Here is a 26,520-nt window from a genome sequence, read left to right as displayed (position 1 = left end):
ACACAGGTACAGCTTAGTGGCTGGCCGAGGTTTTGGCCCCGTCCGCCGGCTTGTCGGCCAGTGCCTGCAGGGCCTGGTTGGCGCGCAGGCGCTTCCAGTGGGCGAGCACGGCCTTGGGGGCCCAGATCTGCGGTTCGGAGGGTTCGAAGTCGTCCTCCTTCTCCCATTTGGCGACTTCCTCCCGGGCGAGCTTGAAGGCGCGCTCGAGGTCGTCGGTCTGGTTCAGGGCGTCGGCCAGCAGGGCGCGGCCGAAGTAGGTGAAGTCGTTGTCGTCGGAGCAGCCGAAGGACACGCGATCGGCACGGGCGGCGGTCATCACCAGGGTCTTGTCGTCCTTCAGGGCGGGGATGAAGCCGCCGGAATAGCAGGCGGAGATCACCAGCACCTTGTGATGGTCACGCAGCGGGGCGAGGAGGGTGGCCAGGTCGGCGGCGGCGAGGTCGGACAGTTGCAGGCCGGGTTGCTCCAGGGCGAGTTGGTGGTCGGCGGAGCCGTGGCTGGTGAGGTAGATGAACACCAGGTCTTCCGGGCCGGTGCGCTTGGCCAGGGTCTCAACGGCGCGGGCGAGGCTCTCGCGGGTGGCCAGGGGGCGGTCGGCCATGTGGTCGCGGTGGTTCACCAGGGTGATGTGGCCACGGGCGGCGAAGCGGTCGCTCATCAGGTTGGCGGCGTAGTCGGCTTCCCGCAGGAACACGCTCTGGCGGCCATCGCCGCCCAGGCTCAGGCTGTACAGCTCGGGGGCCGGTGTGGACGGCGGGACGGCGGCGAGGGCTTCGTCCAGCAGGCGCCCCTGTTGCAGCAGGCCGACCTCCAGTGGATCGGGCAGTGCCTGGCCAGCGGCATCCCGTACGCGGCGGCCGTTGCGCCAGGTGCCGCGCTCCTGCTCGCCACTGGTCAGGGTGAGGGTGCCGTCGCCGGCGTAGCGGCCGTTGGCGAAACCGCCGACGTAGTGGCTGCCGTCGGCCAGGCGCAGGTCGCCCTGACCGTGGTAGCGCCAGGTGCGGAAGGCGCCCTGGTAGTGCTCGCCGTCTGCCCCCTTGTATTCGCCCTTGCCGGTCAGTGCGCCGTTGCGGAACTCGCCGCTCCACACCGCGCCTTCGGCATTCTGGTAGCGGCCCTTGCCGTTGAAGCGGTTGCTGGCGAAGCCGCCGCTGTAGCGGTCGCCGTCGCTGCCCCGGTAGTCGCCTTCACCGTTCAGCTGGCCCTGCTTGAAGGTGCCACTGAAGCGGTTGCCTTCGCTGTCGGTGAGCACGCCGGGGCCGTCGGGCTGGCCGTTGCGGAAACGGCCCTGGTGCTCGCTGCCGTCGGGCATGCGCAGGGTGCCGAGGCCGTGGTACTGGTCGTTGCGGAAGCCGCCCTGGTAGACCATCTCGCCCCTTGCGAGGCGGCCTTCGCCGTCGAAGCGGTTGCCCTTGAAGCTGCCTTCGTAGACGGTGCCGTCGCGGTAGGTCATGCGGCCCTTGCCGTCGAACAGGCCGTCGCGGAACTCGCCTTCGTACTCCACGCCTTCCGGGCCATGCCAGCGACCCTGGCCATTGGCCTGGCCGTCCTTGAAGCGGCCTTCGAACCAGGTGCCGTTGGTGTAGTCGAGGCGGCCGGGGCCTTGCAGCAGACCGTCGACTACCTCGCCCCGGTAGCGGGCGCCATCGGGCAGTCGGGCGTCGGGCGGGGTGATGGGCTCGCCTTCGCCGCAGGCAGCGAGCAACACGGCAAGGCTGAGGGGAAGAAGGGCTTTCATCGGCAGTCCCTGGCTGAATGGCTGCCCTAGTGTGGCGTAAAAAAGCCCGCGTGAGCGGGCTTTTGTAGCGGACGTGCGAGACCGGTCAGGTCCACTGGGTGATCTTGTTGCCCTGTTTGTCGGTGAAAGCGCCGACGATGATCATGATGAAGTCGATCAGGGTCCAGATGCCCAGGCCGCCGAGGGTGACGATCTGCAGGATGGCGGTGCCGATCTTGCCGACGTAGAAGCGGTGGGCGCCGAAGGTGCCGAGGAAGAAGCAGAGCAGGAAGGCGGGCAGGATGCGCTTTTCGGTCATGGAACTGTCCTTGTTGACGAGTCGGTTGGGAGTCCCCAGGGCGGGGCGGGCGGCATTCTAGCGAGACGAGACGCTCGGGGCGAGAGGCGCCGGCTGCTTTCGCAGCGGCGCCGGGGGCATCAGACGAAGCAGAGGCTGAGGGACTCGGCGACGTAGGCCGGCTTGGCCTGGCCTTCGATCTCGAGGGTGGCGCGGGCCTTGATCAGCCACTGGCCGGGGTTCTTCTCGGTGACGTCGAGCACGGTGAGGGCCAGGCGCACCCGCGAGTTCACCGGCACCGGCTGGATGAAGCGGACGCTGTCCAGACCGTAGTTGATGCCCATCTTCAGGCCTTCGGGCAGCACCAGCAGCTTTTCCGACAGCACCGGGATCAGCGACAGGCTGAGGAAACCGTGGGCGATGGTGGTGCCGAAGGGGGTGTGCTTGGCCTTTTCCGGGTCGACATGGATGAACTGGTGGTCGCCGGTGCATTCGGCGAACTGGTTGATGCGTTCCTGGTCGATGGTCAGCCACTCGGAGTGACCCAGGTCCTTGCCAATGTAGCTTTTCAGTTCTGCAACAGGTACGAACGGCATGCTTCATCCTCCGTGGACGGTTTTTTTCTTCTTCTTGTGGCGGGCTGGCTCGCCCGGCGCGTTGGCGTAGATCAGCACGGGCCCGGGGCCCGGTCAAGCCGGCATGGCCCCTGCGAATGGCGGGTTATAGCGGGCGGGGCAGGCGTGCCTATAATGGCCCACCCTGGCTCCGGCCCGTCTGCGACGGGCCTGTGGAGACGGAGCAGGGACGGAAGACTGTCTGGAGACCCCTCATGCTGCTGCGTGGCTTGACCTGGCTGGTGCTGTTCCAGTTGCTCGGCACCGGGCTGAACGCCCTGTTCCTGCACATGCTGCCCGGGCCCATCATCGGGCTGGTGCTGCTGTTCGTGTTCCTCGTCGTCCGGGGCGAGGTCGGGGAGCCGCTGACGGTGGCGTCCGGCGCCCTGCTGCGCTACCTGCCGCTGCTGCTGGTGCCGCCGGCGGTGGGGGTGATGGTCTACGCGCGGGCGATCTGGGAGGACGCCTGGGCGGTGGTCGGTGCGCTGGGGCTGTCGGTGTTCTTCTCGTTGCTGTTCGTGGGCTGGCTGATGCAGCGGCTGATCGACCGCCGCGGCGGCGGGGAGGGCAAGGCATGAGCCTGGCATGGCAATCGGCCTGGCAGGCCGTGGCTCACCACCCGCTGTTCGGCGTGGGCCTGACCCTCGCCGCCTACCAGTTGGCCAGCTCGTTGTACGAGCGCTCCCGGCTGATGTTCCTGCAGCCGGTGCTGGTGTCGATGGCACTGGTGATCGCGGTGCTGGTGCCGCTGGGCATCGGTTATGACGAGTACCGCCAGAGCACCACGCTGCTCAACCTGCTGCTGGGCCCCGCTACGGTGGCGCTGGCGGTGCCGCTGTTCCTCAACCTCAAGCGCATTCGCCAGCTGTTCTGGCCGACGTTGCTGACCCTGGCCCTCGGCGGGCTGGTGGCCACCGCGATGGGCGTCGGCCTGGCCTGGGCGTTCGGTGCCGAGCACATGGTGCTGATGACCATGGCACCCAAGTCGGTCACCTCGCCCATCGCCATGCTGGTGGCCGAGCAGATCGGCGGCGTGGCGGCGCTGGCGGCAGTGTTCGTGCTCATCACCGGGGTGATCGGGGCCATGCTCGGTCCGGAGATGCTGCGCCGCATCGGCGTTCACCACCCGGCTGCGCAAGGCATGGCGCTGGGCATCACCGCCCATGCGGTGGGCACGGCCCGCGCGCTGCAGGAGGGCGAGGAGTGCGGCGCCTTCGCGGCGCTGGCGATGAGCCTGATGGGGGTGGCGACGGCGGTGCTGCTGCCGTTGGCCGTGGCGATGATCGTGTGAGGGACGAGGGATGGAACTGCCGCTGTTTCCGCTGAATACCGTGTTGTTTCCCGGCTGCATGCTCGACCTGCAGCTGTTCGAGGCGCGCTACCTGGACATGATCGGGCGCTGCATGAAGCAGGGCACCGGCTTTGGCGTGGTGGGCATCCTCGAAGGCGAGGAGGTCGGCAGCGCCGCCCAGCGCATTGCGCCCCTGGGGTGCGAGGCGCTGATCCGTGACTGGCAGCAACTGCCCAACGGGCTGCTGGGCATCCGGGTCGAGGGCGGCCGGCGCTTCACGGTCGAAGGTACGCGTGTGCAGGCCGACCAGCTCACCCTGGGGGATATCGCCTGGCTGGACGACGACGATGCCGACCGGCCGCTGCTGCCGGAGCATGCCGACCTGGCCGCGCTGCTCAATGCCCTGGCCGAGCACCCGCTGGTGAAAGGGCTGGGCATGGGCGGCCTGGCCCACGGCCAGCAGGAGCTGGCCAACCAGTTGGCCTACCTGCTGCCCTTCTCCCTCGACGAGAAGCTGGAGCTGCTGGCCCTGGGCAGCCCGGATGCGCGGCTCGATCACCTGCAGGCGCTGCTGAACCGCCTGCAGGGCGACGTCATCGCCTGATCACGCCGGGCGTGGTCCTTCCGCCACGCCCAGGCGCCTTCCTATTTGTAGCGATACAGGCTGAAGGCCTCCGGCAGCGCCCAGGTGGCGAAGCCGCCAAGCAGGGCCAGCGCGGCCGGCAGCAACAGCCACCAGACCCGTGGGCTCATCGCCGGCAGCGAGGCCTGGCGCTGGATCAGTGCCAGCCAACCGGCACACACGCAGCTGGCCAGCAGGGCGCCGGCGATGATGTCGGTCGGCCAGTGCACCCCGAGGTAGACCCGCGACAGCGCGATGCTGGCAGCCGGCAGGCAGGCCAGCGCCATCCAGGTCAGGCGCAGGCGCGGCGGTTGGCCACGGCCTGCCAGCACCCCCAGCACCAGGAAGAAGGCGAAGGCGGCGGAGCTGTGGCCGCTGGGGAAGCTGAAGCTGCTCAGCGGTTCGGCCAGTACGTCCGGTCGGGCGCGGGCGAACAGGTGCTTGAGGGCGCCGTTGGCCAGGGCGGTGGTGATCAGCGTGCCGCCGGCGAACAGCGCGTGGCGCCATTGCCGGGCCAGGAGCAGCAGCCCGGTGATCAGCGCGCCGGCGAAGAACTGGGTGCGGAAATCGCCCAGACGCGTCACCAGCACCGCCAGGCTGTCGAGGGTGGCCTGGCGTTGTTCCTGCACCAGCGCCATCAGGCCCTGGTCGAAGTCATGCAGCGACGACCAGCCGAAGAACAGCGCCACCAGCAGCACCAGGCTCAGGCCGGCGGCGAGCGAGGTGGCCCAGCGCTTGTGCCGCAGGCTGCCCTGGACGATCAGGCCAATCATCACCAGCACCGCGACCACCACCACGGCGGCCTCGCTCCAGAACCCTTCCGGCAACGGCAGGCGGAAGGCCGCCCCGGCAGCCCAGCCGGGCAGCAGGTAGGCCACGGACCAGCCGGCCGCCGCCACCAGGCTGACGGCGATGAAGCGCAGCAGCGGCATGTCCAGCATGCCGGCCACCATAGGCAGCATGGGCCGTAGCGGGCCGATGAAGCGCCCCACCAGCAGGCTGGCCACGCCGTAGCGCTGGAAGTAGGTCTCGGCCCCGGCCAGCCACTCGGGGTGGTGGCGCAACCCGGGCAGCCGGCGGATGTTCTGGTGGAAGCGCCGCCCCAGCCCATAGGAGAGTGCGTCCCCCAGCAGGCCGCCGAGGTAGCCCAGCAGCAGCGTCTCGCCCAGGCCCAGGGCGCCGCTGCCGGCCAGGGCCGCCACGGCGAACAGCAGCACGGTGCCGGGCACGATGATACCGGCGATGGCCAGGCATTCGACGCAGGCGATGGTGAAGATGGCCAGGCCCAACCATTGCGGGTTGGCGCTGAGCCAGTCGGTGATGGCGTGCAGCCATTCGGTCATGCGGGCGTTCCTTCGATCAGGTGGTAGTGCTCGCCTTCGACCTGCCCCCGGCGCAACGGGTTGCGCGTGCAGTGGCGGGCGTAGTCGGCGTCGACGAAGCGGTAGGGCAGGTGCTCGTCGCGGCCGCTGGGGATGCCGAGGCGGGTGGTCTGGATGATGGCGGTGGGGCGTGCGCCGGTGTCGTCGACGAACAGCCGGGCGGGGTCGAAGCGTTGCGCGTCCCAGTCCGGCACCTTCAGCCCCAGCGCTTTGCACAGCAGCGTCTGGCCGTTGCAGAGGCGCTCGGGCGGGCGCGGGCGACCCTGGGCATCGTGGTTGTTGGCCTGCATCACGGCCAGGGCCTCGGGGCCGGACACGGCATCCACCCAGGGGTAGGCGGATTTGATCAGCACCGCGTTGCCGGGCCCCTGGGCGCTGAAGTTCAGCGAGTCGCCACCCCGGGCGTAATACATGTAGATGTGGCCGCCATCGAGGAACAGTGCCCGGCGCTTCTCGGTGTAGCCGAGGGAGGCGTGGCTGCCTTTTTCGGCCAGGTAATAGGCTTCGGTCTCGATGATGCGGGCCGAGAGCCAGCGCCCGTTGACGCGGTGGCGGATGACCTTGCCCAGCAGCTCGCGGGCCAGCAGTTGGGCATCGCGGTCGAAGAACCCGTCCGCCAGGGGGCGGGCGCCGGGCCAGGGCAAACTTAGGGTGGGATCGTCGGGCATGGGCTGTTGGTGGGCTATGGCTCGGAATAGGCTGGCGATTATACGGAAGCCCCGCTTGATCGAAGCTGAACGGCGGGGCGGGAACACACCCAGAAAAACAATAAGAGCCCGCCATGCCCCGAGCCGTTCGCGCCGACAGTGCCCACATCACCCCCAGTGCCCATTACACCGGCTACGTCTGGTACCGCCATCGCCTGGCCGAGGCGCCCTTCGCCACGGCGTTCGGGCGCTGGGTCCACGGCGCGCTCAGCCCCATCGCCTGGGGCGCGCGAGCGCTGTTCGGGCTGGACATCGAGCAGTTCCTGCTGCAGCGCCACCTGTTGATCGACGCGCGCCTGGAGCAGGCGATCCGCGACGAGGGCGTGGTGCAGGTGGTGGAGATCGCCTGCGGGCTGTCGCCCCGGGGGCGGCGCTTCTGCCTGCGCCATCCGCAGTTGCGCTACCTGGAGGCGGACCTGCCGCCGATGGCCGCGCGCAAGCGCCTGCTGCTGCATGCCGAAGGCTGGCTGAACAGCCGTCACCAGGTGCGTGCGGTGGACATCCTCGCCGGGGAGGGCGCCCAGGGGCTGGAGGCGCTGTTCTCCGGGCTGGATACCGGGCTGCCGGTGGTGGTGATCACCGAGGGGCTGGTGAACTACTTCCAGTTGCCGGTGATCGAGGGCTTCTGGCGGCGCCTGGCCGAGCAGATGCGCCGCTTCCCCCGCGCCACCTACCTCACCGACCTCTACCCGGACCTGCGCGAGCACCCGCGCTACCGCCAGGTGCGCTGGGGCGTCGGGCTGGTGGGGCGGCTCACGCGTGGGCACTACCCGCTGCACTACCGCAGTGCCGACGCCATCGTCGAGGGTTTTTCCGCCTGCGGTTTCGACCGGGTCTCGGTGCTGGACCCGGCTGAACAAGGGGCTGGACTCGGTTTGCCACCCGGGCGCTGGCCCGCCCTGGTGCGGGTGGTGGAGGCCCGCACCGGGGCCTGAGCCCCGGTGGCCTGCCCGTCAGGCGGCGGCCGCCAGTTGCGCCGGGCGAACGTGCTCGGCAAGGGCGGTGCTGGCGGCGGCGTCCATGTGGGTGAACACCAGGGACAGTGCGTCACCGGCCTGGCGCAGGGGCAGCAGGTCCAGCACTGGCAGGCCCTCCATCGCCAGTTGCCAGCCCCGCACCGGCAACCCCGTCGGGAATGCGGCCTGCAGGCGGGCACCGAAGAAGCCCAGCTCCTGAACCTCCACCGCGAGGCTGCCCAGCTCGGCGTGGTGCAGCCGCCCGGCACGCTGGGCCGGCGCGAGCCGGGGCTCCTGGCGGCGCTCCACCTCATTGAGGCGGCTGCGGGCCAGACGGGTCACGCCGATGGGCGCGGCTGGCAGCGCCTGGTCGAGGAAGAAGGGGCGGTACAGCTGGGCGCAGGCGTCGCGTCGCTCGAACTGGGCGAGGTGGTCGCCGTCGTGGATCAGCGCGCAGTCGGCCTGGGTGCAGGCGGCGGCGAAGGCGGCGTGTTCCCAGGGCTGGGTGAAGTGGTCGAACTCGCCGGCCAGCACCAGGGTCGGGCAGCTGGGGTAGTGCGTGAACCCGGCGAAGTCCAGCAGGCGGCGGCTGTTCTGCCGATAGCGCTCGCGCTCGGCGCCGGTCAGGCGTTGCAGCTGGCGCAGCATGGCCTTGCGAAAGCCGGGGCTGATGCCGGTGCGTTCCAGCCGCAGCGGGTTGATCAGGCCGGTCAGCGAACCCTGGGCGAATTCCGCCAGGCGCTCTTCTTCCAGCAGGCACAGGCTCTCCTCCAGCAGGGCGCGGGCGCCGGGGCGGCCGAAGGTGGTCACGCCCGCCAGCAGCAGGCGTGCGCAGCGCTGGGGATGGCGGCTGGCGAACAGCGCTGCCAGGGCCGAGCCGTAGGACAGGCCGATGGGCATCAGCGACGGTAGCGCGAGGGCCTCGGCGAAGTCGGCGATCAGGTCGGCCAGCGCCTCCAGCCCCAGTTCCGGGGCCAGTTGCAGGTTGCCGCCCTGGCCGGGCAGGTCGAGGAGGATCACGGGGTGGTGCTCCAGCAGTTCCTCCACCTCGGCGGCGAAGGAGCGGAAGCTCTGGAACGCACCTCCCAGCATCAGGACGGGAGGGCGGGTGTCGTGGGCGTTGCGGGACCAGGCCTGGTAATGCAGGCGCCAGGGCCCTGTTTCGAGGACGGACGGGGGCGTGCCGAGCTGGTCGGCGTGGTAACCGGTGCGGTAATGCATGGCGATTCTCCGGCGCTCGGGCGCCTTGTTGTTGTTGTTCTCGCCGCGGTTCGGGGCGCGGTGGCACGCTTTGAAGGTAAACACCGGTGACGATTTTGTTTACCCATCCTTCGGGCGGGTTCGGTGGGGTGCGGTGTGGCCGGGTGTCACCGTCTCGCCCCGGCCTGCGTGGCCTGGGCGTTCGGGTGGGGTTCGCCGGAGCGCCGGAACGGGCTGTCTACCATCCGCCCGGCGCCGCTGGGCGGCGGGGACGCGCGCGGGCTATAATCGCCCACTTTTCCCAACCGCCAGACGCCGAGACCATGACCGAGTCCGTTCTCGATTACATGACCCGCCTGGGCCGCGCCGCGCGCGCCGCCTCGCGCGTGGCCGCCCGTGCCAGCACCGCGCAGAAGAACCGCGCCCTGCTGGCCGCCGCCGATGCCCTGGACGCCGCCCGTGCGGAGCTGTCCGCTGCCAACGAGCTGGACCTGGCCAATGGCCGGGCCAACGGCCTGGAGCCAGCCATGCTGGACCGCCTGGCGCTCACCCCGGTACGCATCGACGACATGATCGAGGGCCTGCGCCAGGTGGCCGGGCTGCCGGACCCGATCGGCGAGATCCGCGACATGCGCTACCTGCCTTCCGGCATCCAGGTGGGCAAGATGCGCGTGCCGCTGGGTGTGATCGGCATCATCTACGAGTCGCGCCCGAACGTGACCATCGACGCGGCCAGCCTGTGCCTGAAGTCGGGCAACGCCACCATCCTGCGCGGCGGTTCCGAGGCCATCCATTCCAACCAGGCCATCGCCCGCTGCATCCAGCAGGGCCTGGCGGACGCCGGCCTGCCCGCCGAGCTGGTGCAGGTGGTGGAAACCACCGACCGCGCCGCCGTGGGCGCGCTGATCAGCATGCCGGAGTACGTGGACGTGATCGTCCCCCGTGGCGGCAAGGGCCTGATCGAGCGCATCAGCCGCGACGCCAAGGTGCCGGTGATCAAGCACCTGGACGGCATCTGCCACGTCTACATCGACGTCGCCGCCGACATCGACAAGGCCATCCGCGTGGCGGACAACGCCAAGACCCAGCGCTACGCGCCCTGCAACACCATGGAGACCCTGCTGGTGCACCGCAGCATCGCCGAGCGCGTGCTGCCGCCGCTTGCCGCCATCTACCGCGACAAGGGCGTCGAGCTGCGTGGCGACGCGGCCACCCGCGCGCTGCTGGGCAGCGACTTGCTGGAGGCGACCGAGGACGACTGGCGCACCGAGTACAACGCGCCGATCCTGTCCATCCGTATCGTCGATGGGCTGGAGCAGGCCATCGAGCACATCAACACCTACGGCTCGCAACACACCGACGCGATCATCACCGAGAACTTCAGTGATGCGCGGCGCTTCCTCACCGAGGTGGATTCCGCCTCGGTGATGGTGAATGCCTCCACCCGCTTCGCCGACGGCTTCGAGTACGGCCTGGGCGCGGAGATCGGCATTTCCACCGACAAGCTGCACGCACGCGGCCCGGTCGGCCTGGAAGGGCTGACCAGCGAGAAGTACGTGGTCTTCGGCGACGGGCACATCCGCACCTGATGAGCCAGCGTATCGGCCTCTTCGGCGGCACCTTCGACCCGGTCCACATCGGCCATCTGCGGGGCGCCCTCGAGGTGGCCGAGCTGATGGCGTTCGACCAGCTGCGCCTGATCCCCAGCGCCCGCCCGCCGCACCGCGAGGCACCGCAGGTGTCGGCGGCCGACCGGCTGGCGATGGTGGAGCTGGCGGTGGCCGACCTGCCGCCGCTGCGGGTGGACGACCGCGAACTGCGCCGCGAGCGGCCGTCCTGGACCATCGACACCCTGGAGTCGCTGCGCGCCGAAGTGGGCGAGTCCGACCAGCTGTTCCTGATGCTCGGCTGGGACGCCTTCTGCGGCCTGCCGGGTTGGCACCGCTGGGAAGAGTTGCTGAACCACTGCCACATCTTGGTGCTGCAGCGGCCGGATGCGGACGCCGAACCGCCCGAGGAGCTGCGCGACCTGCTGGCGGCGCGCAGTGTGGCCGATCCCCTGGGCCTGAGCGGGCCTGGCGGGCAGATTTCATTCGTCTGGCAGTCCCCGCTGGCGGTTTCCGCCACGCAGGTCCGCCAGTTGCTGGCCGCAGGGCGCTCGGTGCGCTTCCTTGTGCCCGACGCGGTGCTGGCCTATATCCACGCGCACGGCCTGTACCGTGCGGCGAACTGATTCATCCGAGGTAATTGAACCGATGCAAAACGAAGAACTGGTCAAGATCGCCCTCGCGGCGCTTGAAGACATGAAGGCCCAGGACATCACCACCATCGATGTACGCGGCAAGACCAGCGTCACCGACTTCATGGTGATCGCCAGCGGCTCCTCCAGCCGCCACGTCAAGTCCCTGGCGGAGAACGTGCTGGAGAAGGTCAAGGAAAACGGCGTGCGCGCCCTGGGCAGCGAAGGCCTGGACGGCGGCGAGTGGGCCCTGCTGGACCTGGGGGATGTGGTCGTGCACGTGATGCAGGTCGCCACCCGCCAGTTCTACGACCTGGAGCGCCTGTGGCAGGGCGCCGAGCAGAGCCGCGCCCAGCATCCCCAGGAATAACGGAGCACCGCCTTGCGTCTGCGTCTGATCGCCGTCGGCTCACGCATGCCCCGCTGGGTGGAGGAGGGCTGGAACGAGTACGCCAAGCGCCTGCCGTCCGAGCTGTCCCTCGACCTGGTGGAGATCCCCCTGACCACGCGCGGCAAGAATGCCGACGTGGCGCGGATGATCCGCCAGGAAGGCGAGGCGATGCTGGCCAAGGTCCAGCCTGGGGAACGCATCGTCACCCTGGAAGTCGAAGGGCGCGCCTGGAGCACCGAGCAACTGGCTGCCGAGCTCGACCGCTGGCGCCTCGATGCGCGCACCGTGAACCTCATGGTGGGCGGCCCCGAGGGGTTGGCACCTGAGGTTTGCGCGCGCAGCGAGCAGCGCTGGTCGCTGTCGCCGCTGACCTTGCCGCACCCGCTGGTGCGGATCCTGGTGGGCGAGCAGATCTACCGCGCCTGGACCGTGCTCTCCGGGCACCCCTATCACAAGTAAGCCGTACCGATGCCGCAACCGATCCGCCTGAAGGACCACGAGAAGGATGCCCGCCTGGTGCGTCGGCGCGTCGTGGTGGGCGCCGTTGCGGTGCTGCTGCTGACCTGCACGCTGATCGCCCGCCTGTATTACCTGCAGGTGATCCAGTACGAGTACCACTCCACGCTGTCGGAAAATAACCGGGTGCACGTGCAGCCGATCCCGCCGACGCGGGGGCTGATCTTCGACCGCAACGGCCTGATCATCGCCGACAACCGCCCCAGCTTCAGCCTGACCGTGACCCGCGAGCGCGCCGGCGACTGGAAGAGCGTGCTGGACGTGATCGTCGAGGTGCTGGAGCTGACGCCGGACGACCGGGCGCTGTTCGAGAAGCGCATGAAACAGGGCCGGCGCCCCTTCGAACCGGTGCCGGTGCTGTTCGAGCTGACCGAAGAGCAGATCGCCCGCATCGCGGTGAACCAGTTCCGCCTGCCCGGCGTGGAGGTGGCGGCCCAACTGGTGCGCCACTACCCGCAGGGTGCGCACTTCGCCCACTCGGTGGGCTACGTCGGGCGGATCAACGAGAAGGAGCTCAAGGAGCTCGACCCGATCAACTACAGCGGCACCCACCACATCGGCAAGACTGGCATCGAGCGCTTCTACGAAGACACGCTGCACGGCGAGGTGGGTTACGAGGAAGTCGAGACCAACGCCCGTGGCCGTGTGCTGCGGGTGCTCAAGCGCACCGATCCGAAGCCCGGCAAGGACCTGGTGCTGACCCTCGACGCACACCTGCAGGAAGCGGCGGAGAACGCCCTGGGTGGGCGCCGTGGCGCCATCGTGGCCATCGAGCCGTCCAGCGGCGACGTGCTGGCCATGGTCAGTCAGCCGAGCTTCGACCCGAACCCCTTCGTCACCGGCATCAGCTTCAAGCAGTACGCCGAGCTGCGCGACTCCATCGACCGGCCGCTGTACAACCGCGTGCTGCGCGGGCTCTACCCGCCGGGTTCGACGGTCAAGCCGATGGTGGCGGTGTCCGGCCTCGAAGCCGGGGTGGTGACGCCGGATTCGCGGGTGTTCGACCCGGGCTATTACCAACTGCCCAACTACGACCACAAGTACCGCAACTGGAACCGCTCCGGTGACGGCTGGGTGAACCTGGAGACCGCGATCATGCGGTCCAACGACACCTACTTCTACGACCTTGCCCACAAGATGGGCATCGATCGCCTGCACAAGTCCATGAGCCGCTTCGGCTTCGGCCAGAAGGTGGCGCTGGACATGTTCGAGGAAACGCCGGGCCTGATGCCCTCCCGCGACTGGAAGCGTTCGCGCTATCGCCAGGCCTGGTTCCCGGGGGAGACGCTGATCCTCGGCATCGGCCAGGGTTACATGCAGGCCACACCGTTGCAGCTGGCCCAGGCCACCGCACTGATGGCCAGCCGTGGCAAGTGGATCCGCCCGCATTTGGCCAAGAGCATCGGCGGCGAGCTGCCGGTGGACGAGAACCCGATGCCCGACATCACCCTGCGCGACCCGAAGTACTGGGACTACGCACGTTCCGGCATGGAGCAGGTGGTGCACGGCGCACGGGGTACGGCACGCAAGGTGGGCGACACCTCGGTCTACCGCATCGCCGGCAAGTCCGGGACCGCGCAGGTGGTGGCCATCAAGCAGGGCGAGAAGTACGACCGCTCGAAGGTCCAGGAGCGCCACCGCGACCACGCGCTGTTCATCGGCTTCGCCCCCGCTGACGACCCCAGGATCGCCGTGGCGGTGATGGTGGAGAACGGCGAGTCCGGTTCCGGGGTGGCGGCGCCGGTGGTCAAGCAGGTGATGGACGCCTGGCTGCTCGGCCCGGATGGCCAGCTCAAGCCTGAATTCCGTCCCGCAGGCGCGCCTGCGACCGCTGATGCGAGTGTTCGCCGATGAACAGCAACTTCGACCGCACCCTGTCCAACGAAGACGTGATGCGCCGCCGGGCCAGCCTGCTGCAGCGCCTGCACATCGACGGCCAGTTGCTGCTGCTGTTGCTGTTGCTGGCTGTGGGCAGCCTGTTCGTCCTCTATTCCGCCAGCGGCAAGCACTGGGACCTGCTGATGAAGCAGGCCTCGTCCTTCGGCATCGGCCTGGCGGCCATGTGCGCCATCGCCCAGTTCGAGCCACGCTTCCTCGCCCGTTGGGTGCCTCTGGGCTATGCCGGCGGCGTGTTGCTGCTGGTGGCGGTGGACGTGATGGGCCACAACGCGATGGGCGCGACCCGCTGGATCAATATCCCCGGGGTGATCCGCTTCCAGCCGGCGGAGTTCATGAAGATCCTGATGCCGGCGATGATCGCCTGGTACCTGTCCAAGCGGACCTTGCCGCCCAAGCTCAAGCACATCGTGGTCAGCCTGGCGCTGATCGCCGTGCCCTTCGTGCTGGTGGTGCGCCAGCCGGACCTGGGCACGGCGCTGCTGATCCTGGCCTCGGGGGCTTTCGTGCTGTTCATGGCCGGCCTGCAGTGGCGCTGGATCCTCGGCGCGGTGGCGGCGGTGGTCCCGGTGGCGGTGGGCATGTGGTACTTCGTGATGCACGACTACCAGAAGCAGCGCGTGCTGACCTTCCTCGACCCCGAGAGCGACCCGCTGGGCACGGGCTGGAACATCATCCAGTCCAAGGCGGCCATCGGGTCCGGCGGGGTGTTCGGCAAGGGCTGGCTGCTGGGCACCCAGTCGCACCTGGATTTTTTGCCCGAAAGCCACACGGACTTTATCATTGCCGTCCTCGGCGAAGAGTTCGGGCTCGTGGGCATCTGCATCCTGTTGCTGGTCTACCTGCTGCTGATCGGGCGCGGGCTGGTCATCACCGCCCAGGCCCAGACGCTGTTCGGCAAGCTGCTGGCGGGCAGCCTGACCATGACCTTCTTCGTCTACGTATTCGTCAACATCGGCATGGTCAGCGGTCTGCTGCCGGTCGTGGGGGTACCCCTTCCCTTCATCAGCTACGGTGGCACCCACCTGGTGACGCTGCTGTCGGGCTTCGGGATTTTGATGGCGGTCCATACCCATCGCAAATGGATCGCCCAGGTTTGAAACGAGTGGAAGCATTGAACGTACTGCGTAGCTGGATGGTGCAAGGCGCCGCCGGAATCGGCCTGGCAGGCCTGCTGGGCCTCGCCGGCCCGGCATCGGCAGGGGATTACGACGGCAGCCCGCAGGTCGCCGAGTTCGTATCGGAGATGACCCGCGACTACGGCTTCGCCGGGGAGCAACTGGTCGCCCTGTTCCGCGAGGTGCAGCGCAAGCAGGCCATCCTCGATGCGATCTCGCGCCCGGCCGAGCGGGTCAAGCCGTGGAAGGAATACCGGCCGATCTTCATCACCGATGCCCGCATCCAGAAGGGCGTGGCGTTCTGGAACCAGCACGCCGAGGCTCTGGCCCGTGCGGAGCAGGAGTACGGCGTGCCGGCCCAGGTGATCGTCGCCATCATCGGTGTCGAGACCTTCTATGGCGGTAATACCGGCAGCTACCGGGTGATGGATGCGCTGTCCACCCTGGGCTTCGACTACCCGCCGCGCGCGGACTTCTTCCGCAAGCAGCTCAAGGAGTTTCTGCTGCTGGCCCGTGAAGAGCAGATCGATCCGCTCAGCGTGAAAGGCTCCTACGCCGGCGCCATGGGCCTGCCGCAGTTCATGCCGAGCAGCTTCCGTGCCTATGCCGTGGATTTCGACGGCGACGGCCACATCGACATCTGGGGCAACCCGGTGGACGCCATCGGTAGCGTCGCCAGCTACTTCAAGCGCCATGGCTGGGTCGCCGGTGCACAGGTGGTCAGCCGCGCCCAGGTGCGTGGCGAGCAGGCCGAACAGGGCCTGAGCGAAGGCCTGGAACCGACGAAAAGCGTGGGTGAACTGCGTGCCCTGGGCTGGGCAAGCGGCGATGCCTTGCGCGATGATCTCGCGGTCACTGCGTTCAAGCTCGACGGCGCCGATGGCCTGGAGTACTGGATGGGGCTTCCCAACTTCTACGTGATCACCCGCTACAATCGCAGCGCGATGTATGCCATGGCGGTGCATCAGCTTTCCGAATCCCTGGTCAAAGCGCGGGGCGGGCGTTAATTCATGCGGTCTCTTCCGATCCGAATTGCCACCTACGGCACCCTGGCCCTGTTGCTGGCCAGCTGTTCCAGCAGCCGCAGCCCCCAGTACACCCAGCCGGGCGGCCAGATCTCCGGCCCCGGTGACTACTCCCGCCCGCACAGGGACGGCGCGCCCTGGTGGGACGTGGATGTCTCGCGCATCCCCGACGCGGTGCCGATGCCCCACTACGGCAGCATCAAGGCCAACCCCTACACCGTGATGGGCAAGACCTATTACCCGATGGCCGACGCCCGCCGCTACCAGGCCGTGGGCACCGCCTCCTGGTACGGCACCAAGTTCCACGGGCAGGCCACCGCCAACGGCGAGGCCTATGACCTCTACGGCATGACCGCCGCCCACAAGACCCTGCCGCTGCCCAGCTACGTCCGCGTGACCAACCTGGAGAACGGCCGCAGCGTGATTCTGCGGGTCAACGACCGCGGGCCGTTCTACTCCGACCGCATCATCGACCTGTCCTTCGCCGCGGCGAAGAAGCTCGGTTATGCCGAGGTCGGCACTGCGCGGGTGAAGGTCGAGGGCATCGACCCCCATGAGTGGTGGGCTGCCCAGGGGCGTCCGGTGCCCATGGTGCTGGCCCAGCCGCAGCAGGTGGCCAAGCCCCAGCCGGCGCCTGCCGCCCAGGCGCCCATCGTGGCCGCCTCCACGGTCGAGCAGTACACCCCGCCACCGGAGCAGCATGCCGCTGCCGTGCTGCCGGTGCAGATCGACTCAAAAAAAAACGCTTCACTCGGAGCCTCTGGCCTGTATCTCCAGGTTGGCGCCTTCGCCAATCCGGACGCTGCGGAACTCCTGAAGGACAAGCTCAGCTCGATGGTGGCTGCCCCGGTGTTCATCAGCTCGGTGGCCCGCAACCAGCAGATCTTGCATCGGGTGCGCCTGGGGCCGATCGACACCCAGGGTGAAGCCCAGCAGCTCCAGGACAGCATCAGGCTGGCGAACCTGGGTCAGCCGACCCTGGTCAAACCGGACTGACGCCGGATGGCGGACCCGGAGCAGTGCGCGGTTCCGGGGTCGCCCTCCTTCTTCCCGCAAGGGACTGTTTCACCTTCAACCAATTCAGAGAGACGGATGAACATCATCAGCTTCGCGAAACGCCTCCTACTGCCAGCCGCTCTGCTCATCGCCATGCCGGTGTCGCAGGCCGCCGAGCAGATCCTTCCCGCCCCCCCGCAACTGGCTGCCAAGTCCTATGTGCTGATGGACGCGCAGAGCGGCCAGGTGCTGGTGGAGAACAACGGTGACGAGCGCCTGCCGCCCGCCAGCCTGACCAAGCTGATGACCGCCTACATCGCCACCCTGGAGATCCGCAAGGGCCAGATCGGCGAGAACGACCCGGTCACCATCAGCGAGCACGCCTGGCGCACTGGCGGCTCCCGCATGTTCGTCAAGGTCAACACCCAGGTGGCCCTGAGCGACCTGCTGCACGGCATCATCATCCAGTCCGGCAACGACGCCAGTGTCGCGGTGGCCGAGCACATCGCCGGCAGCGAAGACGCCTTCGCCGACATGATGAACACCACGGCGGAAAAGCTGGGCATGAAGAACAGCCACTTCATGAACGCCACCGGCCTGCCCAACCCCGAGCACTTCTCCTCGGCCCACGACATGGCCCTGCTGGCCCGCGCGATCATCTACGAGGACCCGGCCCACTACGCCATCTACTCCCAGAAGGAGTTCTTCTGGAACAACATCAAGCAGCCCAACCGCAACCTGCTGCTGTGGCGTGACAAGACCGTCGACGGCCTGAAGACCGGCCACACCGACGAGGCCGGCTACTGCCTGGTGGCCTCCGCCGTGCGTGACAACCAGCGCCTGATCGCCGTGGTGTTCGGCACCAACAGCGAGCAGGCCCGCGCCGCCGAGACCCAGAAGCTGCTGACCTACGGCTTCCGCTTCTTCGAGACCAAGACCTTCTACCAGAAGGGCACCGAGCTGGCCAAAGCCCAGGTCTGGAAGGGCACCGCCCGCGAAGTGAAGGCCGGCCTGGCCAACGACCTGACCATGACCCTGCCGAAGGGCCAACTGCAGAAGCTGCAGGCCGCCATGACCCTGTCGCCCCAACTGGTCGCTCCGATCAAGCAGGGTGACGTGATCGGCAAGGTCGAAGTGAAGCTGGACGACAAGGTGGTGCACAGCGCCGACCTGGTTGCCCTGGAAGCTGTCGAGGAGGGTGGTTTCTTCCGCCGCCTGTGGGATAGCATCCGCCTGTTCTTCTTCGGCCTGTTCAACTGAGCCGATCCCACCACTGACCCAGTGCCGAAGCCCCGTACTCCGCCCGGAGACGGGGCTTCCGCCTCGCGGACTACGGGTCCGCCGCCGCCATGACCGATACCGACGTACAAGCCCCGAAAATCGAATTCCCCTGCGAGCGCTACCCGATCAAGGTGATCGGCGATGCCGGTGAAGGCTTCGCCGACCTGGTGATCGAAGTGATCCAGCGCCACGCCCCCGACCTCGACGTCAACACCCTGGTGGCCCGCGACAGCCGCAACGGTCGCTTCCTCTCCGTGCAGGTGCTGATCACCGCCACCAGCGTCGACCAGCTGCAGGCGATCCACGTCGACCTGCGCGCCACCGGCCGCGTGCACATGGTGCTGTAGTGGCGCCCGAGCTGATCGTGCGTCGCCTCGGGCTGGTCGAGTACCTGCCCACCTTCGAGGCGATGCGCCGCCTGACGGCAGAGCGTAATGAGCAGACGCCCGACGAGATCTGGCTGCTGCAGCACCCCCAGGTGTTCACCCAGGGCCAGGCCGGCAAGGCCGAGCACCTGCTGGCACCGGGGGACATCCCGGTGATCCAGGTGGACCGGGGTGGCCAGGTGACCTACCACGGCCCCGGCCAGCTGGTGGCCTACCTGATGCTGGACCTGCGCCGCCTCGGCCTCGGTGTGCGTGAGCTGGTCACCGCCATGGAGCAGAGCCTGGTGGACGTGCTGGCCACCTACGGCATCGAGGCGGCCCCCAAGGCCGACGCGCCGGGCGTCTACGTGAACGGCGACAAGATCGCCTCGCTGGGTCTGCGGGTCAGCCGTGGCTGTTCCTTCCATGGCCTGGCGCTGAACGTCGACATGGACATGTCGCCCTTCTGGCGCATCAACCCCTGTGGCTATGCCGGGCTGAAGATGGTCCAGCTGAAGGACCTGCTGGCGCAGCCCGCGCCCCTCGATGAGGTGGCGGAGCGCCTGGAGCAGGCCCTGCGTGTCCGGCTCGGCTACGCAGGCTGACCTCATTGCCGCTGACATGAAAAAGCCCCCGCCGGCCTGCACCGACGGGGGCTTTTTACTGAGCGCGGATCAGTTCAGGTTGAGGGCCGGGATCAGGCTCTCGTCGGTGGACTGGCCGGGAACCGGTACCGGCGCCGCGAGGCCCAGGTTGTTCTTCTCGAATACCCGGTCGGCGCGGTAGCTGGAGCGCACCAGCGGGCCGGCGGCGACCTCCATGAAGCCCTTCTCCAGGCCGATGTCGCGGAAGCGGTTGAACTCTTCCGGGCTGACCCAGCGCTGCACCGGCAGGTGGTTGCGGGTCGGCTGCAGGTACTGGCCGAGGGTGAGGATGTCGACACCGATGGCGCGCAGGTCGTCCATGGTCTCGATGATTTCCTCATCGGTCTCGCCCAGGCCCAGCATCAGGCTGGTCTTGGTCAGGACCGACGGGCGATGGCGCTTGGCGTGGGCCAGCACGTCGAGGGTCTTCTCGTAGCCGGCGCGGGGGTCACGGACGATGTGGGTGAGGCGCTTCACCGTCTCGACGTTCTGGGCGAACACTTCCAGCCCCGAATCCACCACGCGTTCGATGGACGGCAGGTCGCCGTCGAAGTCCGGCGTCAGCGCCTCGACCACCACCTGGGGGGTGCGCTCCTTGATGGCGCGCACGCAGGCGGCGTAGTGGCTGGCGCCGCCGTCGTCGAGGTCATCGCGGTCCACCGAGGTCAGCACGATGTAGCGCAAGGCCATCAGCTCGACGGATTTGGCGGTGTTCTGCGGCTCTTCCAGGTCCAGCCAGCCGTTGGGGTTGCCGGTGTCCACGGCGCAGAAGCGGCAGGCACGGGTGCACACCGAGCCCATCAGCATGATGGTGGCGGTGCCGTTGGACCAGCATTCGCCCATGTTCGGGCAGTGGGATTCCTGGCACACGGTGCTCAGGCGGTGTTCGCCGACGTTGCGCTTGACCGCCTCGAAGCGGCTGCCACCGGGTGCCTTGACCCGCAGCCACTTGGGCTTGGGTTCGAACACCTGGGGCTCGGCGGAGTTGCGGCGCTTCTGGCCGTCCTTGATTGCGGTGATCCCCTGGGCCGTACGGAACTTCTCGCCACTGGCGACGGGTTTGGACGGGCTGGTATCGGACATCGGACGGGCTCCGCTAGAGGCTGATCAGGCTGCCGCAGGGGGCAAGGAGGGTGGCGGATTCTACCACAAAGGCGGCGCCGGTCTGGCAGCCGCCGGGCCGCTCGGGCCCGGCGACAGAAGGGTGTCAGTGGCCGTTGCGCAGTTGCAGCAGCAGGGCTGGCGTGGGGTAGCCGTCGGCGGGCCAGCCCAGGCGCTGCTGGTAGCCGCGGATGGCCTTGCGGGTGTTGGCGCCGATGATGCCGTCGGCGCTACCCGGGCTGTAGCCGCTGCTGGCAAGGGCTTCCTGAAGCTCGATGCGCTCGGTGCGGCTGAGGGGGCGGTCCTCCTTCGGCCAGGCGCCGGCGATCTGCCCCGCGCCGTCGAAACGCTGGGCCAGCAGGCCTACGGCCAGGGCGTAGGAGGAGGAGTTGTTGTAGCGCAGGATGGCGCGGAAGTTGTCCAGCACCAGGAAGGCCGGGCCGCGATGGCCGGCGGGCACCAGCAGCGAGGCGCGGTCCTGGTCGAGGCCCGGTGCCAGGGGCACCTGGACCCCGAGCTGGCGCCACTCACCGACCGTCTTGCGGATGTCCGCGTCGGCCTGGGCGTAGTCGAAGCCGGCCGGCAGTCGCACCTCGGCGCCCCAGGGTTTGCCCATCTGCCAGCCGGAGGCCTTGAGGTAGTGGGCGGTGGAGGCCAGGGCGTCGGCGGTGGAGTTCCAGATGTCGCGGCGACCGTCGCCGTCGAAGTCCACGGCGTGGCTGTTGTAGGTGGTGGGGATGAACTGGGTCTGGCCCATGGCGCCGGCCCAGGAGCCGCGCATGCCGGCGGGCTGGATGTCGCCGTGCTGGATGATGCCGAGGGCGGCGATCAGCTGTTCGTGGGCGAAGGCCGGGCGACGTCCTTCATACGCCAGGGTGGCGAGGGAGCGGATCACCGACTTGTCGCCCATGAACTGGCCGAAGCTGCTCTCCATGCCCCACACCGCCACCAGGGCCTGGCGGTCGACGCCGTAGCGGCTTTCGATGGCACTGAGCAGGGTGGCGTGCTGTTTCAGCAGGCCCTGGCCCTTGCGCACGCGGTAGGGCGACAGTGCGCCGTCGAGGTATTCCCAGACGGGGCGGGTGAACTCGGGCTGGCTCTGGTCGGCGGCCACCACGCTCGGGTCGGGGGTGACGCCGACGAAGGCCTGGTCGAGGATGGTGGCGCGGATGCCGGCAGCCAGGGCTTCCTGGCGGAAACGGTCACGCCATTGTTCGAAGCTCTCGCTGGGCTGTGCGATCACCGGGGACGGGGTTGCGGTGGTGCTCGACGGGCCGGGCGTGGCCAGCACGGTGGTGGTCGTGGCGGTATTGGGCTGCGGGGCGGGCGCGGTGGCAGTGGGTGTTTCGGCGCAGGCGCTCAGGGCTGCGAGGGTGGAAGCCACGGCCAGGCTGCGGAGCATGGGGCCGGGGGCTGGTGCGCGGAACATGGATAGGTCTCGACGGCAGGCCAAACAAGCCGCGACCTTAGCACGGATGCCGGGTTTTCAGGCGGCCAGAAGCGAAGAAGCCTCCCAGTTACGGGAGGCTTCTCTGCGGTAGCTGCCTTTGCCTTTCAGTGGCTGTTCCTGGCGGCTGCGGAACAGGGGCTGGGCGACGATGCTCTTCGCCTTGTTGGGTTTCTTGCGTTGCTTGGCCATGGCCGGTTCTCCACTGGGCGCCTGCGGGGTTGCAGGCGCGCGCATCTTGCGCCCGCGTGTGGGCGATGTCCAGTGTCAGGCGGCGGGGATGGGCAGGCGCTGGCCGGCGAGGCTGAGGGCCAGGTGTGCCAGGCCGATCCACGGATCGCCGGGTGCCTGACCCTTGATCTGCGCATCGATGCGCTGGGCATCGCTGAGCAGCTGGTTCCAGCGCGAGGCCGGGTGGCGCTGCAGGGCACGGCTGACCAGGGGGCGGCGCTTGTCCCAGATTGGGGGGCGGGCCGAGGCGAAGGCTTTCTCCAGCGGGACGCCCTGGGCGTACTGCTGGGCGATGCCGGCCAGCTGGCGCAGCTCACGGGCGAGGGCCCAGAGGATCACCGGGGTTTCCACCCCTTCGCCCCGCAGGCCTTCGAGGGTGCGCAGGGTGTGCGCGGGTTCGCCGTTGAGTGCGGCGTCGATCAGGCCGAAGACATCGAAACGGGCGCTGTCGGCAACGGCCGCCTGGACCGTGGCGGCATCCACCTGGGCACCTTCGGCGAGCAGCTTGAGCTTTTCGATCTCCTGGGCGGCGGCCAGCAGGTTGCCTTCCACCCGGGCGGCGATCAGGTCCACCGCTTCCTGGCTCGCGGCCAGGCCGGCCTGGGCCATGCGCTGGCGGATCCACTGGGGCAGCTGGTGGGCGTCCACCGGCCAGATCTGGATGAACTGGGCGTCCGCGCCGTCGATCAGGGCCTTGGCCCATTTGGTCTTCTGCGTGCTGCCATCCAGCTTGGGCAGGCTGACCAGCAGGACGGTGTCTTCCGGCGGTCGGGCCAGGTATTCCATCAGGGCTGCTGCGCCCTTGTCGCCGGGCTTGCCGGAGGGCAGGCGCAGCTCGATCAGGCGGCGCTCGGCGAACAGCGACAGGCTGGCTCCGGCCTCCAGCAGCAGGCCCCAGTCGAAGTTGTTCTCGGCGTTGAACACCTGGCGCTCGCTGAAGTCGCGGGCGCGGCAGGCGCTGCGGATGGCGTCGCAGGCTTCCTGGCAGAGCAGGGGTTCGTCACCGCTGACGACATAGACGGGGGCGAGGTTGCCTTGCAGGTGCTTGCTGAGCTGGGCGGCGTTGAGCTTCATGGGGGAGGGCTGCCCGGCGGCGCGATCGCGCAACCGGGCGGGGCACTTACTTGATGGGCAGTTGCAGCGGGGATTGCTGCGGCTGCTGCGCTTCTTCCGCGCGACGGGCGGCTTCCAGTGCTTCTGCTTCGGCCTGGGCCTTGGCTTCCGCCTGGGCCTGCAGCGTGTCCAGCTGCTCAGGGGTGATCAGCTGCAGGCGCATGGCCACTTGCTGGATCAGGTCGCGGCGCATTTCCTGGCGCAGTTGCGCGGATTCCTGGTCGGAGGCGATCAGGTTGTTGCTGTCGTGGGTGTAGTAGCGCTGTACGTCGACGCGGTCCTGCAGCAGCAGCAGGTCTTTCTGGCCGCCACGGATCTCGTAGTCCAGGGTGTTGCTCAGCTGGTATTCGGAGGTGCGCGAGTTGCCGCTGTAGCTGGCGGAACGGCTTTCTTCCTGTTCGCGGGTCAGGACGATGCGGTAGGGCGCACCGGCATGTACCTTGACGTGGCTGTGCTTGAGCAACTGGCGCAGTTGCTTGACGGTTTCGCCGTAGGAGTTGCGGGCGGTGACGTCCACTTCCTTGAGGGCGAACTGGGTGTCGCCGGTGCCGCGCAGCTGGAAGCCGCAGGCGCCGAGTGTCAGCGTCAGGCCCAGGACCAGCAGATTCCGTTTCTTCATCGTTGGTTTTCCCCTTGGCGAATCGCCGGGGCTGCGCGGCAGCCCCGGTGTGAAGTCAGTTGGCGACAATGTTGACCAGCTTGCCCGGGACCACGATCACCTTGCGGATGGTCAGGCCTTCGGTGAAGCGCAGCACGTTCTCGTTGGCGCGGGCGATTGCCTCGACGGTCTCGCGGCTGGCGTCGGCCGCCACCTCGATCTGGCCACGGAGCTTGCCGTTGACCTGCACCACCAGTTGCAGGGTGTCCTGCACCAGCGCGCTCTCGTCGACCTTCGGCCAGGCGGCGTCGATGACGGCGTCCGCATGGCCCAGTTCGCGCCAGAGTTCGTGGCAGATGTGCGGGGTGATCGGGGCCAGCAGCAGGGCCACGGTCTCCAGGCCTTCCTGGAGCAGGGCGCGGTCCTGGGCGTCGGCCTGGGGCGCTTTCTCCAGCACGTTCATCAGGGTCATCACGGCGGCGATGGCGGTGTTGAACTTGTGGTGCTGGCCGACATCCTGGCTGGCCTGCTTGATGGCCAGGTGGATGGCGCGGCGCACGTCCTTCTGGGCGTCGGAGAGGGCGGCGGTGTCCAGCGCAGCCGGCAGACCGGCGTTGACGTGGGCCTGGGCCAGGCGCCAGACGCGGCGCAGGAAGCGGCTGGCGCCTTCGACGCCGGCGTCGGACCATTCCAGGCTCATGTCCGGCGGCGAGGCGAACATCATGAACAGGCGGCAGGTGTCGGCGCCGTAGGCGTCGATCATGGCCTGCGGGTCCACGCCGTTGTTCTTCGACTTGGACATCTTCTCGGTGCCGCCGATTTCCACCGGCAGGCCGTCGGTCTTCAGGCGCGCGCCGATGACCTTGGCCTTGGCGTCACGCTCGACTTCGACGTCGGCCGGGTTGAACCAGTCCTTGCCGCCGTTGGAGGCGGTGCGGTAGTAGGTCTCGGCGACCACCATGCCCTGGGTCAGCAGGTTCTTGAACGGCTCGTCGGAGCTGACCAGGCCTTCGTCACGCATCAGCTTGTGGAAGAAGCGCGCGTAGAGCAGGTGCAGGATGGCATGCTCGATGCCGCCGATGTACTGGTCCACTGGTAGCCAGTGGTTGGCGGCAGCCGGATCGACCATGCCCTTGTCATAGGTTGGCGAGGCGTAGCGGGCGAAATACCAGGAGCTTTCCACGAAGGTGTCCATGGTGTCGGTTTCGCGCTTGGCCGCCGTGCCGCATTTCGGGCAGGTGCATTCGTAGAACTCGGGCATCTTCGCCAGCGGGCTGCCGGCGCCGTCCGGCACCACGTCTTCGGGCAGCACGACGGGGAGCTGGTCCTCGGGGACCGGCACGTCGCCGCAGCTCGGGCAATGGATGATCGGGATCGGGCAGCCCCAGTAGCGCTGGCGGCTGATGCCCCAGTCGCGCAGGCGGAACTGGGTGCGCGACTGGCCGAGGCCCTTCTTCTGCAGGGCCACTTCGATGGCGTCGAAGGCACCCTGGAAGTCCAGGCCGTCGAATGCGCCGGAGTTGATCAGCTGGCCGTGCTCGCCGTAGGCGTCCTGCCAGGGGGCGGGGGTCTCGTCACCGGCGCTGGTGCGCACCACCGGCTTGACCGGCAGGTTGTACTTGGCGGCGAAGGCGAAGTCGCGCTCGTCGTGGGCCGGGACGGCCATCACGGCGCCTTCGCCGTAGTTCATCAGCACGTAGTTGGCGACCCATACCGGGAGCTTCTCGCCGGTCAGCGGGTGCTCGACGAACAGCGGGGTGGCCAGGCCTTTCTTCTCCTGGGTGGCGATGTCGGCTTCGGCGACGCCGCCGCGCTTGCACTCGTCGATGAAGGCCTGCAGCTCGGCGGCCTTGTCGGCCGGCAGCTTGGTCAGGGCGATGGCGGCCAGCGGGTGCTCGGCGGCCACGGCCACGTAGGTGGCGCCCATCAGGGTGTCGGGGCGGGTGGTGAAGACCTTCAGCGCGCCGTCCCGGCCGATGCTGGCGGCGTCATAGGGGAAGCTGACTTCCATCCCGCGGGACTTGCCGATCCAGTTGCGCTGCATGGTCTTGACCTGCTCGGGCCAGCCCGGCAGGTCGTCGAGGCTGCTGAGCAGCTCTTCGGCGTAGGCGGTGATCTTGAAGTAGTACATCGGGATTTCGCGCTTCTCGATCAGCGCGCCCGAACGCCAGCCACGGCCGTCGATGACCTGCTCGTTGGCCAGCACGGTCTGGTCCACCGGGTCCCAGTTTACGGTGCCGTTCTTGCGGTAGATCACGCCCTTCTCGAACAGGCGTGTGAACAGCCACTGTTCCCAGCGGTAGTAGTCCGGCTTGCAGGTGGTGACCTCGCGGGACCAGTCAATCGCCAGGCCCAGGCTCTTCAGCTGGGCCTTCATGTAGGCGATGTTCTCGTAGGTCCACTTGGCCGGGGCGACGTTGTTCTTCATGGCGGCGTTTTCCGCCGGCATGCCGAAGGCGTCCCAGCCCATGGGCTGCAGCACGTTCTTGCCCTGCATGCGGTGGTAGCGGGCAATCACGTCGCCGATGGTGTAGTTGCGCACGTGCCCCATGTGTAGCTTGCCGCTCGGGTAGGGGAACATGGACAGGCAATAGAAGGTGTCCTTGCCGGCCTGTTCGCTCACTTCAAAGGATTTGTGCGCGTCCCAATGGGCCTGCGCGGCGGCTTCGATATCACGGGGCTGGTAGTTTTCGTGCATGGCTACTTGCGCTGATAAATGGGCATCGGATCGGGGCCGCGAAGGGCGCTGAACCGCGTGCGAAACGTAAATTC

The 26,520-nt window shown here is 68.2% G+C and carries 27 protein-coding genes; 15 read left to right on the top strand and 12 right to left on the bottom strand.

Annotated elements, in window-relative coordinates; genetic code table 11:
* Positions 1–13: 13 nt before the first annotated feature.
* The 3 genes from FBY21_RS15835 to FBY21_RS15825 form a co-directional block, all read right to left on the bottom strand.
* Positions 14–1,738 carry a C13 family peptidase gene (locus FBY21_RS15835; protein ID WP_142012237.1) on the bottom strand — a complete coding sequence of 575 codons (1,725 nt, stop codon included), beginning with the start codon at positions 1,736–1,738 and terminating at the stop codon, positions 14–16.
* An 85-nt stretch (positions 1,739–1,823) separates the two neighbouring features.
* The gene (locus tag FBY21_RS15830) at positions 1,824–2,036 is read right to left on the bottom strand and encodes a TM2 domain-containing protein (protein ID WP_074973197.1); all 213 of its coding nucleotides are present in this window, start codon (positions 2,034–2,036) and stop codon (positions 1,824–1,826) included.
* Positions 2,037–2,155: 119 nt separating this feature from the next.
* Positions 2,156–2,611 carry a MaoC family dehydratase gene (locus tag FBY21_RS15825; RefSeq protein ID WP_142012235.1) on the bottom strand — a complete coding sequence of 152 codons (456 nt, stop codon included), beginning with the start codon at positions 2,609–2,611 and terminating at the stop codon, positions 2,156–2,158.
* Positions 2,612–2,844: 233 nt separating this feature from the next.
* On the opposite strand from FBY21_RS15825, the gene FBY21_RS15820 reads away from it, so the two are divergent.
* The 3 genes from FBY21_RS15820 to FBY21_RS15810 are packed head-to-tail and all read left to right on the top strand — an operon-like array spanning position 2,845 to position 4,524.
* Entirely contained in the window at positions 2,845–3,207 is a 363-nt protein-coding gene (locus FBY21_RS15820) for a CidA/LrgA family protein (protein WP_107330766.1), read from the top strand.
* Positions 3,208–3,209: 2 nt separating this feature from the next.
* Complete coding sequence (locus FBY21_RS15815) at positions 3,210–3,920, top strand: LrgB family protein (RefSeq protein ID WP_107330774.1); 711 nt, start codon at positions 3,210–3,212, stop codon at positions 3,918–3,920.
* Between the two features lie 10 nt (positions 3,921–3,930).
* The gene (locus tag FBY21_RS15810; protein WP_142012233.1) at positions 3,931–4,524 is read left to right on the top strand and encodes an LON peptidase substrate-binding domain-containing protein; all 594 of its coding nucleotides are present in this window, start codon (positions 3,931–3,933) and stop codon (positions 4,522–4,524) included.
* Positions 4,525–4,565: 41 nt separating this feature from the next.
* Here FBY21_RS15810 and FBY21_RS15805 read toward each other — a convergent pair whose 3' ends face one another.
* Both FBY21_RS15805 and FBY21_RS15800 read right to left on the bottom strand, forming a co-directional pair.
* On the bottom strand, positions 4,566–5,885 hold the full coding sequence (locus FBY21_RS15805) for a bifunctional DedA family/phosphatase PAP2 family protein (RefSeq protein WP_142012231.1): 1,320 nt from the start codon (positions 5,883–5,885) through the stop codon (positions 4,566–4,568).
* Entirely contained in the window at positions 5,882–6,592 is a 711-nt protein-coding gene (locus tag FBY21_RS15800; RefSeq protein ID WP_142012229.1) for a DNA-3-methyladenine glycosylase, read from the bottom strand. Before FBY21_RS15800 ends, FBY21_RS15805 begins: the two co-directional genes overlap by 4 nt.
* A 113-nt stretch (positions 6,593–6,705) precedes the next feature.
* Here FBY21_RS15800 and FBY21_RS15795 point away from each other — a divergent pair, with 113 nt between their 5' ends.
* Entirely contained in the window at positions 6,706–7,566 is an 861-nt protein-coding gene (locus tag FBY21_RS15795; RefSeq protein ID WP_142012227.1) for a class I SAM-dependent methyltransferase, read from the top strand.
* A gap of 18 nt (positions 7,567–7,584) precedes the next feature.
* Here FBY21_RS15795 and FBY21_RS15790 read toward each other — a convergent pair whose 3' ends face one another.
* A complete protein-coding gene (locus tag FBY21_RS15790; RefSeq protein WP_142012225.1) occupies positions 7,585–8,808 on the bottom strand; it encodes an alpha/beta fold hydrolase in 1,224 nt (407 codons plus the stop codon).
* Between the two features lie 302 nt (positions 8,809–9,110).
* Between FBY21_RS15790 and FBY21_RS15785 the strand changes: the two genes are divergently transcribed.
* The 11 genes from FBY21_RS15785 to lipB all read left to right on the top strand — a co-directional run bounded on the left by FBY21_RS15785 (position 9,111) and on the right by lipB (position 19,219).
* Positions 9,111–10,376, top strand: a complete 1,266-nt coding sequence (locus FBY21_RS15785) for a glutamate-5-semialdehyde dehydrogenase (protein ID WP_142012223.1) — start codon at positions 9,111–9,113, stop codon at positions 10,374–10,376.
* Complete coding sequence (gene nadD / locus FBY21_RS15780; protein ID WP_142012221.1) at positions 10,376–11,020, top strand: nicotinate-nucleotide adenylyltransferase; 645 nt, start codon at positions 10,376–10,378, stop codon at positions 11,018–11,020. Before FBY21_RS15785 ends, nadD begins: the two co-directional genes overlap by 1 nt.
* A gap of 22 nt (positions 11,021–11,042) precedes the next feature.
* Positions 11,043–11,396: a ribosome silencing factor gene (gene rsfS, locus FBY21_RS15775; protein ID WP_044410769.1), complete on the top strand. Its 354-nt coding sequence runs from the start codon at positions 11,043–11,045 to the stop codon at positions 11,394–11,396.
* 12 nt (positions 11,397–11,408) lie between these two features.
* Complete coding sequence (gene rlmH / locus FBY21_RS15770) at positions 11,409–11,876, top strand: 23S rRNA (pseudouridine(1915)-N(3))-methyltransferase RlmH (RefSeq protein WP_044410767.1); 468 nt, start codon at positions 11,409–11,411, stop codon at positions 11,874–11,876.
* 9 nt (positions 11,877–11,885) lie between these two features.
* Positions 11,886–13,787 (top strand): penicillin-binding protein 2, encoded by a 1,902-nt coding sequence (mrdA, locus tag FBY21_RS15765; RefSeq protein WP_074973181.1) that lies wholly within the window; start codon positions 11,886–11,888, stop codon positions 13,785–13,787.
* A 38-nt stretch (positions 13,788–13,825) separates the two neighbouring features.
* Positions 13,826–14,929 (top strand): rod shape-determining protein RodA, encoded by a 1,104-nt coding sequence (gene rodA, locus FBY21_RS15760; protein WP_172435039.1) that lies wholly within the window; start codon positions 13,826–13,828, stop codon positions 14,927–14,929.
* A gap of 14 nt (positions 14,930–14,943) precedes the next feature.
* A complete protein-coding gene (mltB, locus tag FBY21_RS15755) occupies positions 14,944–15,954 on the top strand; it encodes a lytic murein transglycosylase B (protein ID WP_044410758.1) in 1,011 nt (336 codons plus the stop codon).
* 3 nt (positions 15,955–15,957) lie between these two features.
* Complete coding sequence (locus FBY21_RS15750; RefSeq protein WP_044410755.1) at positions 15,958–16,968, top strand: septal ring lytic transglycosylase RlpA family protein; 1,011 nt, start codon at positions 15,958–15,960, stop codon at positions 16,966–16,968.
* 96 nt (positions 16,969–17,064) lie between these two features.
* Entirely contained in the window at positions 17,065–18,228 is a 1,164-nt protein-coding gene (locus tag FBY21_RS15745) for a D-alanyl-D-alanine carboxypeptidase family protein (RefSeq protein ID WP_074973179.1), read from the top strand.
* A gap of 89 nt (positions 18,229–18,317) precedes the next feature.
* On the top strand, positions 18,318–18,596 hold the full coding sequence (locus FBY21_RS15740; RefSeq protein WP_142012219.1) for a DUF493 domain-containing protein: 279 nt from the start codon (positions 18,318–18,320) through the stop codon (positions 18,594–18,596).
* Complete coding sequence (gene lipB / locus FBY21_RS15735) at positions 18,596–19,219, top strand: lipoyl(octanoyl) transferase LipB (RefSeq protein ID WP_083265565.1); 624 nt, start codon at positions 18,596–18,598, stop codon at positions 19,217–19,219. The genes FBY21_RS15740 and lipB overlap by 1 nt, the downstream gene beginning before the upstream one ends.
* A 69-nt stretch (positions 19,220–19,288) precedes the next feature.
* On the opposite strand, the gene lipA is transcribed toward lipB, so the two are convergent.
* The 6 genes from lipA to leuS all read right to left on the bottom strand — a co-directional run bounded on the left by lipA (position 19,289) and on the right by leuS (position 26,446).
* Entirely contained in the window at positions 19,289–20,341 is a 1,053-nt protein-coding gene (gene lipA, locus FBY21_RS15730) for a lipoyl synthase (protein WP_044410747.1), read from the bottom strand.
* A gap of 124 nt (positions 20,342–20,465) precedes the next feature.
* Positions 20,466–21,788: a lytic murein transglycosylase gene (locus FBY21_RS15725; RefSeq protein ID WP_142012217.1), complete on the bottom strand. Its 1,323-nt coding sequence runs from the start codon at positions 21,786–21,788 to the stop codon at positions 20,466–20,468.
* Positions 21,789–21,845: 57 nt separating this feature from the next.
* Positions 21,846–21,998 carry an alternative ribosome rescue factor ArfA gene (gene arfA / locus FBY21_RS15720; RefSeq protein ID WP_044410741.1) on the bottom strand — a complete coding sequence of 51 codons (153 nt, stop codon included), beginning with the start codon at positions 21,996–21,998 and terminating at the stop codon, positions 21,846–21,848.
* Between the two features lie 75 nt (positions 21,999–22,073).
* Complete coding sequence (gene holA, locus FBY21_RS15715) at positions 22,074–23,111, bottom strand: DNA polymerase III subunit delta (protein WP_074973171.1); 1,038 nt, start codon at positions 23,109–23,111, stop codon at positions 22,074–22,076.
* Positions 23,112–23,157: 46 nt separating this feature from the next.
* Positions 23,158–23,769 (bottom strand): LPS assembly lipoprotein LptE, encoded by a 612-nt coding sequence (gene lptE, locus FBY21_RS15710; protein WP_044410736.1) that lies wholly within the window; start codon positions 23,767–23,769, stop codon positions 23,158–23,160.
* A 55-nt stretch (positions 23,770–23,824) separates the two neighbouring features.
* Positions 23,825–26,446, bottom strand: coding sequence for a leucine--tRNA ligase (gene leuS / locus FBY21_RS15705; RefSeq protein ID WP_142012215.1), 2,622 nt, complete (start codon positions 26,444–26,446; stop codon positions 23,825–23,827).
* Positions 26,447–26,520 lie beyond the last annotated feature (74 nt).

It is taken from the genome of Pseudomonas sp. SLBN-26, from assembly GCF_006715895.1.
GTDB classification, from domain to species: domain Bacteria; phylum Pseudomonadota; class Gammaproteobacteria; order Pseudomonadales; family Pseudomonadaceae; genus Metapseudomonas; species Metapseudomonas otitidis.
The sequence above is the reverse complement of the archived record's forward strand: the minus strand, read 5'-3'. Positions and strand labels throughout refer to the sequence as shown.